General features: G+C 33.4%; 16 protein-coding genes. 9 read left to right on the top strand and 7 right to left on the bottom strand.

Going from position 1 to position 17,462, the window contains the following annotated elements:
• Nucleotides 1–65: 65 nt before the first annotated feature.
• Nucleotides 66–950: an NAD kinase gene (locus tag ABD816_RS10185; RefSeq protein WP_344927034.1), complete on the bottom strand. Its 885-nt coding sequence runs from the start codon at nt 948–950 to the stop codon at nt 66–68.
• 37 nt (nt 951–987) lie between these two features.
• Nucleotides 988–1,644: a CBS domain-containing protein gene (locus ABD816_RS10180; RefSeq protein ID WP_344927032.1), complete on the bottom strand. Its 657-nt coding sequence runs from the start codon at nt 1,642–1,644 to the stop codon at nt 988–990.
• A 96-nt stretch (nt 1,645–1,740) separates the two neighbouring features.
• On the opposite strand from ABD816_RS10180, the gene ABD816_RS10175 reads away from it, so the two are divergent.
• From ABD816_RS10175 to clpX, 8 genes are all read left to right on the top strand, one after another.
• Nucleotides 1,741–2,454: a pyridoxine 5'-phosphate synthase gene (locus tag ABD816_RS10175; protein ID WP_344927031.1), complete on the top strand. Its 714-nt coding sequence runs from the start codon at nt 1,741–1,743 to the stop codon at nt 2,452–2,454.
• 9 nt (nt 2,455–2,463) lie between these two features.
• Complete coding sequence (locus tag ABD816_RS10170; RefSeq protein ID WP_344927030.1) at nt 2,464–3,231, top strand: alpha/beta fold hydrolase; 768 nt, start codon at nt 2,464–2,466, stop codon at nt 3,229–3,231.
• A 121-nt stretch (nt 3,232–3,352) separates the two neighbouring features.
• Nucleotides 3,353–4,606, top strand: a complete 1,254-nt coding sequence (locus ABD816_RS10165) for an OmpP1/FadL family transporter (RefSeq protein ID WP_344927028.1) — start codon at nt 3,353–3,355, stop codon at nt 4,604–4,606.
• Between the two features lie 7 nt (nt 4,607–4,613).
• Nucleotides 4,614–6,203, top strand: a complete 1,590-nt coding sequence (locus ABD816_RS10160) for an SGNH/GDSL hydrolase family protein (protein ID WP_344927026.1) — start codon at nt 4,614–4,616, stop codon at nt 6,201–6,203.
• 82 nt (nt 6,204–6,285) lie between these two features.
• Nucleotides 6,286–6,633 carry a phage holin family protein gene (locus tag ABD816_RS10155; RefSeq protein ID WP_344927025.1) on the top strand — a complete coding sequence of 116 codons (348 nt, stop codon included), beginning with the start codon at nt 6,286–6,288 and terminating at the stop codon, nt 6,631–6,633.
• A gap of 158 nt (nt 6,634–6,791) precedes the next feature.
• Nucleotides 6,792–8,114, top strand: coding sequence for a trigger factor (gene tig, locus ABD816_RS10150; RefSeq protein ID WP_344927024.1), 1,323 nt, complete (start codon nt 6,792–6,794; stop codon nt 8,112–8,114).
• 100 nt (nt 8,115–8,214) lie between these two features.
• Nucleotides 8,215–8,889, top strand: a complete 675-nt coding sequence (clpP, locus tag ABD816_RS10145) for an ATP-dependent Clp endopeptidase proteolytic subunit ClpP (RefSeq protein ID WP_344927021.1) — start codon at nt 8,215–8,217, stop codon at nt 8,887–8,889.
• A gap of 90 nt (nt 8,890–8,979) precedes the next feature.
• Nucleotides 8,980–10,212 carry an ATP-dependent Clp protease ATP-binding subunit ClpX gene (clpX, locus tag ABD816_RS10140; RefSeq protein ID WP_344927019.1) on the top strand — a complete coding sequence of 411 codons (1,233 nt, stop codon included), beginning with the start codon at nt 8,980–8,982 and terminating at the stop codon, nt 10,210–10,212.
• A 116-nt stretch (nt 10,213–10,328) separates the two neighbouring features.
• Here the strand turns inward: clpX and ABD816_RS10135 are convergent, their stop codons facing one another.
• Nucleotides 10,329–11,861: a GH3 auxin-responsive promoter family protein gene (locus ABD816_RS10135; RefSeq protein WP_344927016.1), complete on the bottom strand. Its 1,533-nt coding sequence runs from the start codon at nt 11,859–11,861 to the stop codon at nt 10,329–10,331.
• A gap of 123 nt (nt 11,862–11,984) precedes the next feature.
• Between ABD816_RS10135 and ABD816_RS10130 the strand changes: the two genes are divergently transcribed.
• Nucleotides 11,985–12,779, top strand: coding sequence for a DUF2797 domain-containing protein (locus ABD816_RS10130; protein ID WP_344927014.1), 795 nt, complete (start codon nt 11,985–11,987; stop codon nt 12,777–12,779).
• A gap of 250 nt (nt 12,780–13,029) precedes the next feature.
• On the opposite strand, the gene ABD816_RS10125 is transcribed toward ABD816_RS10130, so the two are convergent.
• From ABD816_RS10125 to ABD816_RS10110, 4 genes are all read right to left on the bottom strand, one after another.
• Nucleotides 13,030–13,476, bottom strand: coding sequence for a hypothetical protein (locus tag ABD816_RS10125; protein WP_344927011.1), 447 nt, complete (start codon nt 13,474–13,476; stop codon nt 13,030–13,032).
• Between the two features lie 62 nt (nt 13,477–13,538).
• Entirely contained in the window at nt 13,539–14,801 is a 1,263-nt protein-coding gene (locus ABD816_RS10120) for a hypothetical protein (protein ID WP_344927009.1), read from the bottom strand.
• A 520-nt stretch (nt 14,802–15,321) separates the two neighbouring features.
• Nucleotides 15,322–15,759 (bottom strand): hypothetical protein, encoded by a 438-nt coding sequence (locus tag ABD816_RS10115; protein WP_344927007.1) that lies wholly within the window; start codon nt 15,757–15,759, stop codon nt 15,322–15,324.
• 32 nt (nt 15,760–15,791) lie between these two features.
• Complete coding sequence (locus ABD816_RS10110) at nt 15,792–17,063, bottom strand: hypothetical protein (protein WP_344927005.1); 1,272 nt, start codon at nt 17,061–17,063, stop codon at nt 15,792–15,794.
• Nucleotides 17,064–17,462: the final 399 nt, after the last annotated feature.

Raw genomic sequence — 17,462 nt, 5'->3', positions numbered from 1 at the left:
TTAGTACACAAGAATTTGAGTAAAATAGTATGAAATTAAAAACACTTTTTACGGTAAATTATTGTCTAGTTGCGTTTATCTTCACCCCACAGCATCTTTTTTCGAAGGGTTTTTATAAAACTACCATCTTCTAAAATGACCATATTAATTTTAAATGGAGCTTTTTTTATCCTGATTGTGGTGTCATTGGGTAATGTGTGAATTCTTGAGTCCAGAGATACTAAATAAGTATCTTCTCTTCCGGATATTTGTAATTCTATTTCTTGATTATCGGGAATTACTAGAGGTCTGGCATTTAGATTATGAGGAGCAATAGGTGTTAGAACCATACTTTCAGCATCTGGCATCATAACGGGACCGCCACAGCTTAAAGAGTATCCTGTCGAGCCAGTTGGGGTCGCGACGATTAATCCATCTGCCCAATATGAATTTAAGAATTCACCATTAAGACTAGTGTGAACCGTTATCATAGATGTTGTATTTCTTCTACTTACCGCTATTTCATTCATGGCAAAATTTAACACTCCAAATTCATCATTTTGCGGAACTGTTTCAATAGTTACAATGCTTCTTGGAGAAACATAGAACCGATTGTGAAGGATTAGATCAATACTATCTTTGATTTCTTCTTTTTGGATAGTAGCCAGAAAGCCTAATCTTCCTGTATTAATACCTGCAATTGGAATACCCAGATCACGTACATATGTGATGGTTTTTAAGATTGTTCCGTCACCTCCAATACTGAAGAAAAGATCATAAGAACCATCTAACTCTTCAAATGTACTAAAATGAGAATATGTCTTATCAATATCATCATGAAGATTAATGAGTTCTAGAAAGTTTTTTTCAATAACAACTTCTACATTGTTTTTGTCCAGTGTTTCTAGTAATTGTTGAATGTATATCCCGGAGTTTTCGTGATAGAACTGACCATAAATACCTATCTTCATTTTGATGTGATGTGTGTTAACGGATTAAGTTATACTACTAAATATTCAAGTATTTTTCTAGATATAAAGAGCGTTCTTTTAAATTGTTTAAGAACGAATCTTCTTGATGTTTAGATATGATGTTATAGCTGTATCGTCTAAATGTTTGAACTATATTATTAATATCACTGTCGTTAATTTTTAATGTAATTTGGGCTACATCGTTTTCAATATTAGAAATAAATACTCCCAATAACTTGGCATTATTGGATTCTACAATTTGGGCAACTTCGCTAAAAGAGTAATCAGAAATTCCTTTTTCTACAATTAAAATATTCCCAGGTTCGCCTAAAAAAGGAGTTTGATTAAACATGTTCATAATGTCTCTTAATTCAAAAAAACCTTGATATGTGTTGTCATCGTCTAGAACCGGCATAATATTAGTGTTGTTTTGCGCAAAAGATTCTAGTGTGTCCAGCCAATTAGCATCATTTCTTGCATAAAAACCTTCCGTAGCGTACCTGTAGTGTTCTAATGTTTTTTCAACATCAAAACATCTAATATCAGCTTCAGAGACACAGCCAATATAAATGTTCTCATGTAACACAGGAAAATGAGTGTATGTAAGTTCATTAAATAATGTCTGCGCATCTCCAACTACGGTTGTCGTTTTAAATGGAGCAATTTCGTTTACTATGTATAAGTTCGTCTTCATTATCTGGGGCTTTTTATTGCAAATTAATCAAAAATATGCAACAAGGCACATTCAAGTTCGTATTTTTGCTTTTTCATAAAAGGTATATCAAAAACTATGACAAAATTAAGTGTTAATGTCAATAAAATAGCAACATTACGAAATTCTAGAGGTGGTAATGCACCAGATTTGCTTAAAGTTGCTTCAGATATTCAACGTTTTGGAGGAGAAGGAATCACAATACATCCCCGACCAGATGAAAGGCATATCAAATATCAGGATGCTTATGATTTAAAGCCTGTGGTCCATACAGAATATAATATAGAAGGAAATCCTATACCTAAATTTACAGACTTAGTACTGGCAGTGAAGCCAACTCAGGTAACATTAGTTCCTGATGAAGAACATGCAATCACTAGCAATGCTGGTTGGGATACTAAAAAACACGCCGGATTTTTGAAAGAAGTGATTTCAGAATTTAAAAGAAATGATATAAGAACCTCTGTCTTTGTTGATCCTGTTAAAGATATGATTGAGGGAGCATGTGAAATTGGTGCAGATAGAATTGAATTATATACCGAAGCTTTTGCTCAAGGATATAGTAGAGGAGATATGGATGCTATTAAGCCATACGCTTTGTGCGCACAATTAGGAATTGATCTAGGTCTTGGTGTGAATGCAGGTCACGATCTTTCCTTAGAAAACATTAAATTTTTTAAAGATAATGTGCCAGAGTTATTAGAAGTGTCGATTGGTCATGCATTGATTAGTGAGTCTTTGTATCTTGGTCTGGAGAACGTAATCAATATGTATTTACATAAACTTAAATAAGTTGTATAAATGAAATTACACGCTACTGTCTTTGGAGAAGGGAAGCCCTTTTTAATTCTTCACGGCTTTCTGGGAATGGGCGATAATTGGAAATCCATTGCAAAAAAGATATCAGAAAAAGGATATCAAATGCATTTACTGGATCAACGCAATCATGGGCGCAGTCCGCACAGTGATGAATTTAATTATGAGTTACTGGTAACTGATGTTTTAGAATATTGTACAGATCGTAATTTAAGTGATATTATACTTTTAGGTCATTCTATGGGGGGCAAGACAGCGATGCTATTTGCAGCGACGTACCCAGCCACGATTAATAAATTAGTAATTGCAGACATAGGCCCTAAATATTATCCATTACATCATCAAGATATTCTGGATGGGTTAGATTCGTTAGATTTTGAAGTGCTAAAGACAAGAGCAGCCACAGATGATGCCTTAAGTCAGTATATTAAAGAAGTTGGAGTGCGCTTATTTCTGATGAAAAATGTATATTGGAAACAGAAAGAACAGTTAGGACTTCGAATTCACTTAGAGGCATTGATAAAAAATTCATCTGAGATTGGTGTGGAGCTTTCAAAAAAGTTTATATTTAATGGGAATACTCTCTTTTTGAAAGGGAGTAAGTCGAATTATATTTTAAAAGAAGATGAGTCAAGGATTCTGCTACAGTTTCCAAATGCGAAAATAGAAGAAATTACAAATGCGGGGCATTGGTTACACGCTGAAAATCCGACAGAATTTTTAATGCGAGTATTTGATTTTCTTAAAATTTGATGGAAAAATCCTATGTATGCATAATATTTTAATCAATTTATTGTATAATTGTTATTTTACATTAAATTTGAATTATTATATTATTAATATCCTAAACTAAATTAAACAATACTTATTAATTATGAAAAAACAACTATTATTAGTTCTGTTTGCTTTGGTGACCTTTGTCACCTATGCAGGTGGATATAGAGTCAGTGTGCAAGGTCAGCGTGCTATGGCTATGGGGCATACGGGTGTAGCTGTGGTAAACAGTGCGGAGCTGGTATTCTTTAATCCGGCGGGTCTTGTCTATTTAGAGAATAAATTAAACGTAAGTGTTGGTGCCAGTGGAATTTTTACTGATGTTATTTTTCAAAATGAAGCATTAGGGGTTTCTGCAGAAACTGATAATGGAGTAGGGACACCGCTTAATGTGTATGGATCTTATAAAGTAAATGATTGGTTGGCGCTGGGTCTAGGAGTCTATACTCCTTATGGTAGTGGTGTAACCTGGCCTACAGACTGGGCAGGATCACATTTAATCAATAATATAGACTTATCAGCAATTTATATTCAGCCAGTTATTGGTATAAAACTATCCGAGTTTTTTAGTATTGGAGGAGGGCCTATATTTGTATCAGGTTCAGTTAATTTTAATCGTAATGCAAATAGAACAACAAGCGATTTTGAAGGAAATCGCTCTAATATAACGGTAGACGACTCTGGGGTTACCAATTTTGGATGGAGTCTAAGTGCTATGTTTAATCCTTCTGAAAATTTTAGAATTGGATTTAGTTATCGAAGTGAAATCATTTTAGAAGCAGAAGGGGGAGAAGCTACCTTTGCTAATTTCCCTAATTCTCCTGGGGTTCCTGCTAATGGAACCACTACTTTTGATGCAGAATTGCCATTACCAGCAGAATTGACAGTAGGTATTTCTTATGAATTTTGCGATAAGTGGCTATTTGCATTTGATTATAACAGACAATACTGGAGTGTATATGAATCTTTAGATATACAGTTTGGTAACGGTGTTGAGCCATCAGTAAATCCACGTAATTATAAAAATTCATCGGTATATCGTTTTGGTTTGCAATATGAAGCTACCTCTAAAATTACTCTTAGAGCTGGATATTATAGAGATGAAACCCCGGTACAATCAGGTTTTTTTGCACCAGAAACGCCTAGAAATGATTCTGATGGATATTCCGGAGGTTTCAGCTATGCGATCACACCTAAGTTAGGTATCGATGTTTCCTTCTTCTATCTTAGATTTGAGGAAATCGATGAATCGTACGATTTTGGTACGAATGCAACTGGAGGTACAGAATCTTTTGGAGGTACTTATAAATCTAGTGCTTTTGCGCCGGGTCTTGGTTTAACTTATAAATTATAATAAGAAGATGAAACATACTATAAAATATTTAGCAATTTTGGCGTTAGGTCTTGTCGCTTGTGAGCCAGAATTTGATAATCCGATTTCGGATGAAGGAACTTATGATAGCGGATCAGCAGACTTTTCTAATTATGTAGCTCTTGGTAATTCAATTACTGCCGGATATGGTGGTGGTGGATTATATATTACAGGACAAGAGAATTCGTATGCGAATATACTTTCACAACAATTTGCATTAGCAGGTGGAGGAGAATTTACAACTCCATTTGTATCAGATAATACAGGTGGTGCTTTGTTAGGAGGTACTCAGATTCTGGAAAACAGGTTGGTTTTAGCTTTTGATGAGGATGGGAATCCGGGTCCTGCACGTTATACAGGTGCTAGTCCAACAACCGAAATAGGAAATATTTTGGCAGGTCCTTTTAATAATATGGGAGTGCCGGGAGCAAAAAGTTTTCATTTAACTGCTGCTGCTGCCGGGTATGGTAATATTGCTGGAGTAGCATCAGGTCTTTCAAATCCTTATTTTGTAAGAATTGCTTCTTCTCCAACCGCTTCTGTGATTGAAGATGCGGTTTCTCAGAATCCAACATTTTTTAGTTTATGGATAGGTAATAATGATATTCTTGGCTATGCAACCTCTGGAGGTATTGGGGTTGATCAGAATGAAGCAGGAAATTTTGATCCTACTACTTACGGTGGTAATGATATTACTAATAATTTAGTTTTCGCAGGAGCTTATGAGGAATTGGTTACAAAGCTTACTGCAAATGGAGCAAAGGGTGTCCTTTTGAATTTGGCTAGTGTAACTTCTCTTCCGTTCTTTACAACAGTGCCTTATGATCCATTAAGTCCTTTAGACCCTAATTTTGGACCTCAAATATCAACGCTTAATGAAGTTTATGCTGGATTAAACCAAGCGTTTGCTTTTATTGGAGTTCCTGAAAGATCTATTGTTTTTTCAGAAACTGCTGCAAGTGCTGTTGTTATAAAAGATGAATCACTTACCGATATCACTGCTACTTTGACTACTGTATTAACCCCAAGTTTTGGTCCTTTGGCACCAATTTTAGCAGCGCAGTTTGGTCAGGCTAGACAAGCTACAGCAGAAGACTTGTTAGTTCTTCCTAGCTCTAGTGTTATAGGTCAATTAAACACAGATAGATTTGCAGAATTAGTTGGTTTTGGATTGTCACAAGAGATGGCAGGTCAATTTTCTGTAGAAGGGGTTTCATTACCACTTGCAGATCAATATGTCCTGATACCATCAGAACAAGCTGCAATAGAAAGTGCGAGAGCTTCTTATAACGCAACTATCCAGAGTCTGGCAGCAGCAAATGGCTTAGCTTTTTATGACTCAGCATCAGACCTAGAACAGGTTGCTAATGGAGGAATTGAGATTAATGGAGGAATAATTACTTCTACTTTTGCTACAGGTGGTGCTTTTACATTAGATGGAGTGCATCCTTCACCAAGAGCTCATGCATTTACCGCAAATCAATTGCTTGATGCAATACAGACGACATATGGTGCTAAACTGCCAAGAGTAGATCCATCTGATTATGGAACAATTACCTTGAGCAATGAAGTGAATTAAATATTATAAATTTTAGTTATATAAAAACCTGCTAAGTAATTGGCAGGTTTTTTTGATTATATTTAATTCATAAATTTGTGTTATGAGATTTTTATTGAAAATGTTATTAAGCGCAGTGGCTGTTTTTTTACTAGCTTCCATTTTACCTGGTGTAGGGGTTGATAGTTATATGAGTGCACTTATTGTAGCAGTAGTTCTAGCAATTTTAAATGCAATTATAAAGCCAATACTTGTCTTTTTTACACTGCCTGTCACTATCATCACATTAGGGTTGTTTTTATTAGTTATTAATATCGTTATTATAAAAATGGCAGATTATTTTGTTAGTGGATTTAGTGTTAATGGATGGTTGTGGGCGTTGATATTTAGTGTTTTATTATCAGTGTTGCAATCTATATTATATGGGGTTTTGGAGAAAGATAAAAAGTAAAGGTTTTATTGGATGTTCACTTAAAAATAAGAGGATGGACTAATCATAAGGTTCAACTTAACTAAGCACATACTGTTTTTCAAGGAGTTAAAACTTTGTTGGGATGTAAAAAAGTATTACTTTTGCAACCCAATTTTTTGTCCAAAAAAGAAGAGATAATGAATATTTCAAAAGAGCAATTAGACGAGTTGAATGCTGTAGTTACAGTAGATATCGCAAAAGAAGATTATACTGATAAAGTAGAAGGAATCCTGAAAGATTACCGTAAGAATGCCAATATTCCTGGTTTTAGAAAAGGTCATGTGCCTATGGGATTGGTAAAAAAGCAGTACGGAAAAGCGGTTTTGGTAGATGAAGTGAATAAGTTGCTACAGGATGCATTAAACAAATATCTGACAGAAGAAAAGTTAGATGTTTTAGGTAATCCATTACCAAAAGAACAAGAGAATTTTGATTGGGATACTGATGATTATTCTTTTGCCTTTGAATTAGGTCTTGCGCCAAAATTTGATATACAATTTAATGGTAAAAAAGCGATTACACACTATACCATTGTTGCGAGTGATGAAATGATTGAAAATCAAATTAAGACAACACAGAAGCAATATGGTAAATTAATCCCTCAGGAGACAGCAAGCAAGGAGGATACGATTAGTGGGACGTTTGTCAATGAAGAGAAAGAAATAGATAATCAGACTACGATTACACTGGATAAAATTAAAGGAAAGAAAAATCTTGAAAAATTTGTTGGTGCTAAAGTAGGAGATGTTATTACATTAAAAACTAAAGGTTTATTTGCTGATGACCAAGACTTAATAAATGCTTTAAAAATTGAACGTGATGATGCTGAAGGCCTAAATATTGAAGTTGTTTTCACGATTTCAGAAATAAATAAGCAGGAATTAGCAGAATTAGATCAGGAATTTTTTGATAAAATTTATGGTAAAGATGTTGTAAAAAGTGTTGCAGAGCTTAAAGAAAAGATGAAGGAAGATGCTGCACGCCAATTTGTTCAGCAATCTGATCAGCAGTTGCTTAATGATGTTACAGAGAGCGTACTGGAGAATACTAAATTTGATTTGCCAGCGGCATTTTTACAAAAATGGATTAAAGCAACTGGAGAACAGGAGTTGACAGAAGATCAGGCGAAGGAAGAATATGAAAAAAGTGAAAAAGGATTACGTTTTCAGTTGATAGAAGGAAAAATAATTACAGATAATAATTTACAAGTTACTTTTGAAGAATTAAAAGATTTTGCTAAAGATTTAATCAAAGGTCAAATGGCTCAATTTGGACAAACATCTCCTGATGATAAGGAACTGGAAGATATTGCTGCCAGAATTTTATCGAATCAAGAAGAAGTAAAAAGAATTTCTGAACAGTTGATGAGTCAGAAAATGTTAGGATTTTACAAGGAGAACGTCAAATTAAAAACCAAAGAAGTTTCTTTTGATGATTTTATAAAGGAAGTTTACAAATAATCTAGAGATACTAATAAGGAATTTATACCTATATTTAGGGCGTTAAATCATGTTTTGGTTAACGCCTTTTTTATAAAAATAAATTTCAGAAAAAGAACATATGGATTACGGAAAAGAATTCGAAAAATACGCTACACAACATCAGGGAATTAACAGTAACTATTATGATAAAATTATCAGTAGTATGTATCCTGTAGGGATGACTCCTAATATTATCGAAGAGCGCCAGATGAATGTGGCAATTTTTGATGTATTCTCACGCTTGATGATGGATAGGATCATCTTTTTGGGAACGGGAATTAATGATCAAGTAGCTAATATTATACAGGCTCAACTTTTATTTTTGGAGAGTGTTGATTCTACAAAGGATATACAGATTTATATTAACTCTCCGGGAGGAAGTGTGTATGCAGGTCTAGGAATATATGATACAATGCAGTTTATAAAACCAGATGTAGCTACTATTTGTACTGGGATGGCTGCTTCAATGGGAGCGGTATTATTGTGTGCTGGTGAAAAAGGAAAACGATCCGGATTACCTCATAGCAGGGTGATGATTCATCAGCCACTCGGAGGAGCTCAGGGACAGGCTAGTGATATAGAAATTACTGCACGTGAGATTCTGATATTAAAAGAAGAATTATACAAGATTATTGCCAAGCATTCTGGGCAGACATATGATAAGGTTTATGAAGATAGTGATAGAGATTATTGGATGAAAGCTGATAAGGCGCTCAAGTACGGAATGATTGATGAAATTTTAACAAGAGAATAGTAAAATAAAAAATCATAAGGATTCCTTTGTTGGTTCCCTTTTAATTTTCTATCAGATAGAAAAATGTTTTTTTTTTTGAATTAAATAATTATGCCGAAAGAAGATTTAGAATGCTCGTTTTGTGGAAGAAAAAAGCCTGAAACAAATTTATTAATTGCTGGCTTAGACGCTCATATTTGTGATCGATGTATTGTGCAAGCGCACGGTATCGTCGTAGAAGAAGCAAAAGATGAGGATACGGGCGAGTTGAGCAATGAATTAATGCTTCGAAAGCCTATGGCTATAAAGAAATTTGTGGACGACTATGTTATAGGGCAGGAATTTACTAAGAAAGTGATGGCAGTAGCTGTTTATAATCATTATAAACGATTATTGCAGCCTACTACAGAGGATGATATCGAGATCCAAAAGAGTAATATCATTATGGTTGGTCAGACCGGTACTGGTAAAACGCTTATAGCTAAAACGATTGCAAAAATGCTTAATGTACCATTAGCAATAGTAGATGCAACGGTGTTGACTGAAGCAGGTTATGTAGGAGAAGATGTAGAAAGTATCTTAACGCGCTTACTGCAGGCAGCTGATTATAATTTAGAAAAAGCGCAACGAGGAATTGTTTTTATTGATGAAATTGATAAAATAGCACGTAAAGGAGATAATCCTAGTATTACGAGAGACGTTTCTGGCGAGGGTGTGCAGCAGGCATTACTTAAATTATTGGAAGGAACTGTTGTAAATGTACCCCCAAAAGGAGGTCGTAAACATCCGGATCAGAAATTTATCGAGGTAAATACAGAGAACATTCTTTTTATAGCTGGAGGGGCATTTGATGGTATTGAAAATGCTATACAAAAACGTTTAAATATGCAAGCCATGGGATTCAGTGCTTCTAAAAATGAAGATGCTATCGAAAAGGATAATTTACTACAATATATTATACCAAAGGATCTTAAGGATTTTGGGTTAATTCCTGAAATAATTGGACGTCTCCCGGTACTATCATATATGAATCCACTGGATGCAGCAACCTTAAGAGCGATTCTAACGGAGCCGAAAAATGCAATTATAAAACAGTACCAGAAGCTTTTTGAAATGGATAATATAGCGTTCTCGGTGACACCAGATGCGTTGGATTATATTGTAGAAAAAGCGGTAGAGTATAAGTTAGGAGCAAGAGGGCTACGTTCTTTATGCGAAGCTATCTTAACCGATGCGATGTACGAGATGCCAGAAAGTGAAGAAAAAGAGTTTACAGTAACAAAGGATTACGCAGAAAATAAACTGAATAGAGCTACTATTAATAAGTTAAAGGCAGTTTCTTAAAGGAATATAAAAGTAGGCTTTTTTAAGAGATGTAATAAATCTTATGTGTCTAAAATATCCAAACCTGTCAAGTTTCAAAAGACTTGACAGGTTTTTTTGTTTAACGTAATCGGGTATTATACTTTGATAGTGTTCAACCGATTTAACTGTATCAATTCATCCAGATATTTTCGGGAATTAGATAATCTGGGTATTTTATGCTGACCGCCTAACTTATCATTCTTTTTTAGCCAGTCATAAAATAATTGAGACCTTGCCTGATTTATTTTCAGAGGATTTAAAGTGATGTTATGTAGTCTTTTAGCTTCGTAATCACTATTGATGCTCTGAAGATTTTGATCCAGAATACATGCAAACTCTTGGAGATCCTCAGGCTGCTTCTTGAATTCAATCATCCATTCATGAGCACCTTTTTCTTTTCCTTCCATAAAAACAGGAGCAGCAGTATAATCTACTATTTCGCAATTGGTTTCTTTAGTTGTCTTTCTTAAAGCTTCCTCGGCATTTTCAATGATGAGTTCTTCTCCAAAAACGTTAATATGATGTTTAGTTCTACCCGATACTTTAATTCTATACGGGTTGATAGAAGTAAACCGTACAGTATCTCCAATTTTATATCGCCATAGTCCGGCATTCGTAGTAATAACAATAGCGTAGTTTTTTCCTATTTCAACTTCACTCAAGGGGATTACATGTTCGGACTCTCTCTTATACGTATCCATGGGGATAAATTCATAAAAAATTCCATAATCCAACATTAGGAGTAATTCTGATGATTCATTACGATCCTGAATAGCAAAAAATCCCTCAGAAGCATTGTAGATTTCATAATACCTAAAAGAATCTCTGGGTAATATTTTTTTATATTGATCAATATAGGGTTCAAAACTTACGCCACCGTGAAAGTAAACTTCCAGATGATTCCATATTTCAAAAATGCTATCCTGCCCAGTTGTCTCTAAAACTTGATTCAATAAAACAAGCATCCAGGATGGAACACCTGCCAGACTGGTAACCTTCTCCTGAATGGTTTCTTGTACAATAGCGGCCATTTTAATTTCCCAGTCGCTCATCAGAGAAACTTCACTACTTGGTGTTGAGCTATATTCTGCCCAAAAAGGCATGTTGTCAATTATTATAGCTGATAAATCTCCAAAAGAGGTTCCATTTTCTTTGTAGAGCTCTTTACTACCTCCTAAACGTAAACTTTTTCCTGTAAAAAGTTTAGAGTTTTCATTGTTGTTGAGGTACATACATAAAAGATCTTTTCCTGCAGCGTAGTGACAGTTTTCCAATGATTCCTGACTGACTGGAATAAACTTGCTTTTAGCATTTGTAGTCCCGCTGGATTTTGCAAACCATTTAATTGGGGTAGGCCAATAGATATTATGTTCTCCTAATCGGCTACGTTCTATCATGTCCTCATAATCTTCATAAGATCGCACGGGGATGCGTTCTTTAAACGTTTCATAATTATGAATGGACGAAAAGTCATATGTTTTCCCAATCTCTGTATTTTTAGCTGTTTCTAATAATAGGTGAAGTAGTTCCAATTGAACCTCATTAGGATACTTTAGGAAAAGTTCCATTTGATGAAAACGCTTTTTTAAAAACCAGCTGGCAATAGAATTAACTATAGGGATTGGCATTTTTTGATGTATCTTTAGACTTTAATTAATATTAATTTGATTGTGTGGCCAACGTTTGTTGGAAACTAAAATAGTAAATTAATTACATTCTTTTTATAGTTTAACGTATAACTACCTCTTTTTATGCAATACCATGGTGTTCTCACTAAAATGAAAACAGAAATTGGAACTCCAATTCAATATTACTTGGTTTTTGAATCAGATTTTATTCATATCAATCAGTTGTTAAATAAGAAAATTTCTATAAAATTCATTGGATATCAATGTTTAGCTTGTGGAGAGAATAAAAAGATATATAGACAAGGATATTGTTATGATGATTTTTATAAACAACCTCAGGTAGGAGATTGGATCATGCGTCCGGAACTGAGTACAGCACATTTGGATGTGGAAGATAGAGACCTTGCATATGAGAAAAAAGTGCAATTGCAACCTCATATAGTATATTTAGCAAACTCTAGTAATGTCAAAGTAGGTGTAACACGTAAAACGCAAGTTCCGACTCGTTGGATCGATCAGGGAGCACACGAAGCGATAGAGATTGTAGAAGTTCCAAATAGATATCTTGCAGGAATTACTGAGGTAGCTTTAAAAGATCACGTAGCTGACAAAACTAATTGGAGGAAAATGTTAAAAAATGAGATCGAAGATGCAGATCTAATAGCATATCGTGATCGTCTTAAAGCTTTTATACCAGAAGAAGCTCAGGAATATTTTATCGCAACTAATAAAGAGACAGAAATTGATTTTCCTGTACTTAAGTATCCTAGTAAATTGAAAAGTTTAAATCTGGAAAAAACACCGGTGTTTTCTGGTATTCTAAAGGGAGTTAAAGGACAATACCTGATCTTTGAGGATGATACGGTATTTAATGTGCGTAATAGTGAGGGGTATGTAGTTGGATTGACTATAGGTTAATTTAAAGATTGAAAACTTCTGAAATCGATGAAAATATAATATGAATCGTTCTATGTAATTTAATCAACAGAATTCTTAAAGGCTCTGTCTGGGTGTAGCTTATATAATCATGGTAAAGAAGTCTTATTTCCTAATTCTTATAGCGAAGCGGTCTTGTTTTTGATACTTCTTGCCCTTGCTTGGGTTGAGGAGGTTTATCTGCCAGGCTATATTTTTGTCAATTACTTTTTTATTCTATCAGTGGTTGTATTTAGAAACTTCCGTTAGCTCCTATTCTCATCTTTTTGATAACATCTTCATAATAAAGAATAGTCCAGATAATTTTTTCGGTATCTGCATAGGCGATTAGTTCTTCAATTGATTCTTCTGTAGTTATTAATGCTTCCTGTATGGCTTCTGTATTTTTCTTTAGAATTTTGATATGGTCTGAATCTTCTTTGATGCCAAGGTCATCTAAGCGTACATCAGGCTCGTTAGTTAAAGATAAAAAAGGAATTACTGTAATAATTTCGCGTACTCTATCTTGATAAATTTTTATTAATTCCCCTTTTCTTAGATTTTCTAAATCCCCGATAGTATGAAATTTTACTATTTGATCTTTTTTAATAAAAAAGACTCCATCATCTCTCTTTTGAGCAAAAGATATTTGTACGCCTAGTGACAACAATAAAAGAATGATTAACTTATTATATAACATGATCTCATTTTATTTTATAAGGTACTACGATTTTAGGTTACTAAAAAACGTAGTACCGTTTTTTATTTCATTACCATATAGGCATTTAATGACTTTTGAAGTCCAAATTTTGGAACGGCTTTGCTGTGAGGATCAGAAAATAGGGTTTCTACATCTACAAAGTTTTGAGTAAATCTATTATACTTCAAGACATTCAAAACTCCAGTGTTAGGCTGATATGCAGCTTGCACACCTTCACCGTGTATATTAAAAAAACTATTATCCATATTAAATGATTTTTCTATCACTGCTAATGATGTGTACGTCTGATCAAATTTAACTACGTCAGAGAAGCCAGATATTTTACTATTGTTTATATAGATTAAGGCGGAGTTTGATGCAGAAATAGCTGCTGTAGTGTGTATATAATTTTTAGTATCTGATAAATTTACAAATGTAGAGTTAGTGACTGTGATATCAGTTAATTCAGTTGGTTGGATTAATCCTAAATCCTTATTGTAACCGTTAATTTGTAAAGCATAAGATCCTCTTGGACTTGTAATATATGGATGACGTATAGCGATCAGGTTGTCAAGTACTCCTTTGAAACCTTCAGATATTTGAAAATCATCGTCTTCTGCTTTATAAGAAATCATTTTACTAATATTATTAATTCCACCATTCCAATTGAATGAATCCTGACCAGAATAGCTTACCATAATATTATCTATTATAGAGGATGAACCAATAGCATACAATGATAATCCATTGGATTGAGATTTACGACCAGGGAATTCAATTCTTACAAATCGCATGATTGAAGTTTGCTCATTCTCATCAGTCCCTCCATAAAGAGAAAACTGCGGATTAATGCTGTCAATAGTTCCATTTCCGGAAACAGAATTAATTTTTCCGGAACCAGCTATAACTATACCGCCCCAATCTCCACTTGCTCTTGATTTTGGAGCTTTATTAGAGGTAAAAACAATTGGTGAAATTTCTGATCCAACAGCTATTAATTTAGAGCCTTTTGTAATAATTAAGTTAGCCGGATTTTCGTGATCACATCGTATAATAGTGCCATCTTCTATTGTGAGTGTTGCTCCACTTGTCACATATACATTTCCTGATAATAAATATGTGACATCATTGTTAAGAAAAAGATCATCGGCAATTATTGTAGGAATAGTTTCTTCTGCTTTTGGATAATTGGTAGTGTTTGGATCAAAATTTGTCCATCCTTTTGTCCATTGGTTGTGGTCTTGGTCAAAATCCTGTGCATTTACATTAAAGAATGAAATAACTAATAAAGTAGATAAAATTAAAGTAGTGCATCTTGATTTCATAAAAGTATTATTTTTTGGGGTTTGTAAATTGGAGGAAATTTCTGTCCTCCTTTTTTGCATAGCTAAGATACTAAGCTTTATGGAAACATGTTTACGCTTTTACCGTATAATATGTAAGTTTGTCGGTATTAATGCAAAATTTGGCAAATATTTATGAGGATAAATCTTACTTAAAAATTGTAAGTAATTGGTTTTTAGTGGTTTTACAAAAACTGTTATTTTGAAATAAAAAACAGTTTTGTGAAGGCGGTTTAAAGATTCAAAATTTTATTTAAATCAATTACGAGTTTTAAGTAACTGTATATTAGATGTTTATAAGTTATTTAAGGTTTAAGTTAGAAACTAAGTATTTTTTATTTTCTGAAGAGTTATTTAGCAAAAAAAGTCAGATAACAGCTAACATTTATATTTTTATGCTTGTAATACATCGGAATATACATGTATTTTGACGATAAAAAGGGTCTTTAGTTTATAACTGGGATTTATAATAATAGGTGATAATCATCACGTTAAGAAGTTTTTAAAAATTGCCATTTACTCCTATTCTAATTTTTTTAATTATATCTTCATAATATAGGATAGACCAAATAATACGCTCTGTATCTGCATAAGGAATAAATTCTGAGATAATGTTACTAGTACTTTCAAAAGCCTCTGTAGTAGTTTCGTGATGTTTATCCAGAGTTTTTAAGTTATCTGAATTTTCTTTAATACCAATATCTGATAAACTAACATTAGATTCATTAGTAAGTGCTATAAAAGGTAGTACTGTAATGATTTCATTTGCTCTTTCTATATAAATCTTAACAAGTTGCCCTTTTTTTAACCCTTCTAATTCATCGATGGTATGAAATTTTGTAATTAGTGTGCGTTGACTAAAAAAAATGTTTTTTTCTGTTTGAGCAAAACTTAGGGTAGTGATAAAAAGAAAAATAAGAAAAATGGTAATCGACTTCATTTGTTAACTATTAATTAAAATAAAAATTAGACTTATTGCATTACAGTATAATCGTCTGTTGATTCTTTTAATGTGAATTTAGGGTTTGTATTGTGTAATGGGTTTGTCAAAAACTCCTCTGCACTCTTAAAATAAGTGGTAAACATGTTGTATTTAAGTAGTTGATGAGGAGAGGTTTTAGGTTCATATGTAACCATTACCGTGCCATTATGCACATTAAAAACACTATTTTCAAGAGAAAAATGCTGTTCCAGGTCAGCGTAAGAATGATACGATTTATCAAATTTGACAACATTCGCAAATCCAGAAATTTTAGAATCAGTGATATTTATATTAGCAAGGTTTTTAGATGAAATGGCAGCTAATGTATGCTGGTAATTATTTTTATCTGATAAACTGATTAATGTGGCATTTTTTACGCTAACTGATGAGAGTGACTCTTTAGAGCTCATCCCTGATTTTTTTTCATATCCATCAACTTCTAAGGCATAAGAACCACTAATATCGGATATATAAGGATGTCTTATCGCAAGAATATTATATAATTCTCCTTTATATCCTAAGGTGAAATCAAAATCGTCGTCTTTCGCTTTATAAGAAACTAAATTATATGGCTTGGAGGTTCCACCAAAAAACTCAAAGGAATCATCCGCACTATAACTGATCATAATATTATTTATAATCGAGGAAGCGTTAACGGTATATAATGACAGTCCATTTAGTTCTTTTGATGAATTAATCTTTTGCCCAGCATATTCTATTCGTACATAAGTCATTATGATACTTGTTTCTATAGTGTCATTTCCTCCATACGATGAGTATTGCGGAAGGTAGTCACCTTCGACATTATTAATTCCGGATGGGGCATTAGAATGTCCTGATCCAATGATTACAATTCCTCCCCAGTCTCCACTTTTTTTGGATTTAGATTCTTTGTCTGAGGTAAATACAATGGGTTGTGCTTGTAGGCCTCTAGCAATAAAATTAGCGTCCTTAGTAATTATAAGGCTCGTAGAAATATTAGAATCACAACGTATGATGGTTCCTTCTTGTATTGTTAATGTAGCTCCATTAGTTACGTATACATTACCTGATAAAAGATAAGTTGTTGTATTTGGCAAATATAAATCAGTATCTATAATTGATGGAAGTTGTTCTTGAGCTTCCGGATAGAATGTTTTATTAGGGCTAAAATTTGTCCATCCGTCTAACCATTTCATTTGATTATCATGAACATCTTGTTGAGAAAAAATGAGGATAGGAACTAAAAGTAAAAACGTTTGAAATAAAATTATCGGTTTCATAATTTTGTGGGGTTGTTAATTTTTTTATAAAATTATAACACTAATCTTGTAAAGAAAACTATAACGTTAAGGTATAGTTAACAGGTCTTAAAGAAATTAATTGTGTAAAAAGTGTAATTTTTAAAAATAAAAATGTTGCGGAAAATGGGTAAATGTTGCGAGATGATAATATGACACAGGGTTTTAAGGGTTAAAATATGAATTTTATCCAATTGAATTTTAAATCTTTTTTAGTTTTCCCGCAATCAAGATAATAAGAAATAAGCATAAAAAAAAGAGGCTGTCTAAAAAGGCAGTCTTTTTTTTGTATAAAATTTCGGTTATTTGTAAATTTAGATTATGAGTCGCAAAGTAATCTTCAAGACTTACGATCAAGATCAGTTAAGTCTTTTACCACCT

Source organism: Aquimarina addita (assembly GCF_039539305.1).
Lineage (GTDB): Bacteria > Bacteroidota > Bacteroidia > Flavobacteriales > Flavobacteriaceae > Aquimarina > Aquimarina addita.
The sequence above is the reverse complement of the archived record's forward strand: the minus strand, read 5'-3'. Positions and strand labels throughout refer to the sequence as shown.

Excerpts from the sequence above, each read along its gene's own strand:
- ABD816_RS10185 (WP_344927034.1), bottom strand. The coding sequence starts at position 950 with ATGAAGATAGGTATTTATGGTCAGTTCTATCACGAAAACTCCGGGATA.
- ABD816_RS10180 (WP_344927032.1), bottom strand. The coding sequence starts at position 1,644 with ATGAAGACGAACTTATACATAGTAAACGAAATTGCTCCATTTAAAACG.
- ABD816_RS10175 (WP_344927031.1), top strand. The coding sequence starts at position 1,741 with ATGACAAAATTAAGTGTTAATGTCAATAAAATAGCAACATTACGAAAT.
- ABD816_RS10170 (WP_344927030.1), top strand. The coding sequence starts at position 2,464 with ATGAAATTACACGCTACTGTCTTTGGAGAAGGGAAGCCCTTTTTAATT.
- ABD816_RS10165 (WP_344927028.1), top strand. The coding sequence starts at position 3,353 with ATGAAAAAACAACTATTATTAGTTCTGTTTGCTTTGGTGACCTTTGTC.
- ABD816_RS10160 (WP_344927026.1), top strand. The coding sequence starts at position 4,614 with ATGAAACATACTATAAAATATTTAGCAATTTTGGCGTTAGGTCTTGTC.
- ABD816_RS10155 (WP_344927025.1), top strand. The coding sequence starts at position 6,286 with ATGAGATTTTTATTGAAAATGTTATTAAGCGCAGTGGCTGTTTTTTTA.
- tig (WP_344927024.1), top strand. The coding sequence starts at position 6,792 with ATGAATATTTCAAAAGAGCAATTAGACGAGTTGAATGCTGTAGTTACA.
- clpP (WP_344927021.1), top strand. The coding sequence starts at position 8,215 with ATGGATTACGGAAAAGAATTCGAAAAATACGCTACACAACATCAGGGA.
- clpX (WP_344927019.1), top strand. The coding sequence starts at position 8,980 with ATGCCGAAAGAAGATTTAGAATGCTCGTTTTGTGGAAGAAAAAAGCCT.
- ABD816_RS10135 (WP_344927016.1), bottom strand. The coding sequence starts at position 11,861 with ATGCCAATCCCTATAGTTAATTCTATTGCCAGCTGGTTTTTAAAAAAG.
- ABD816_RS10130 (WP_344927014.1), top strand. The coding sequence starts at position 11,985 with ATGCAATACCATGGTGTTCTCACTAAAATGAAAACAGAAATTGGAACT.
- ABD816_RS10125 (WP_344927011.1), bottom strand. The coding sequence starts at position 13,476 with ATGTTATATAATAAGTTAATCATTCTTTTATTGTTGTCACTAGGCGTA.
- ABD816_RS10120 (WP_344927009.1), bottom strand. The coding sequence starts at position 14,801 with ATGAAATCAAGATGCACTACTTTAATTTTATCTACTTTATTAGTTATT.
- ABD816_RS10115 (WP_344927007.1), bottom strand. The coding sequence starts at position 15,759 with ATGAAGTCGATTACCATTTTTCTTATTTTTCTTTTTATCACTACCCTA.
- ABD816_RS10110 (WP_344927005.1), bottom strand. The coding sequence starts at position 17,063 with ATGAAACCGATAATTTTATTTCAAACGTTTTTACTTTTAGTTCCTATC.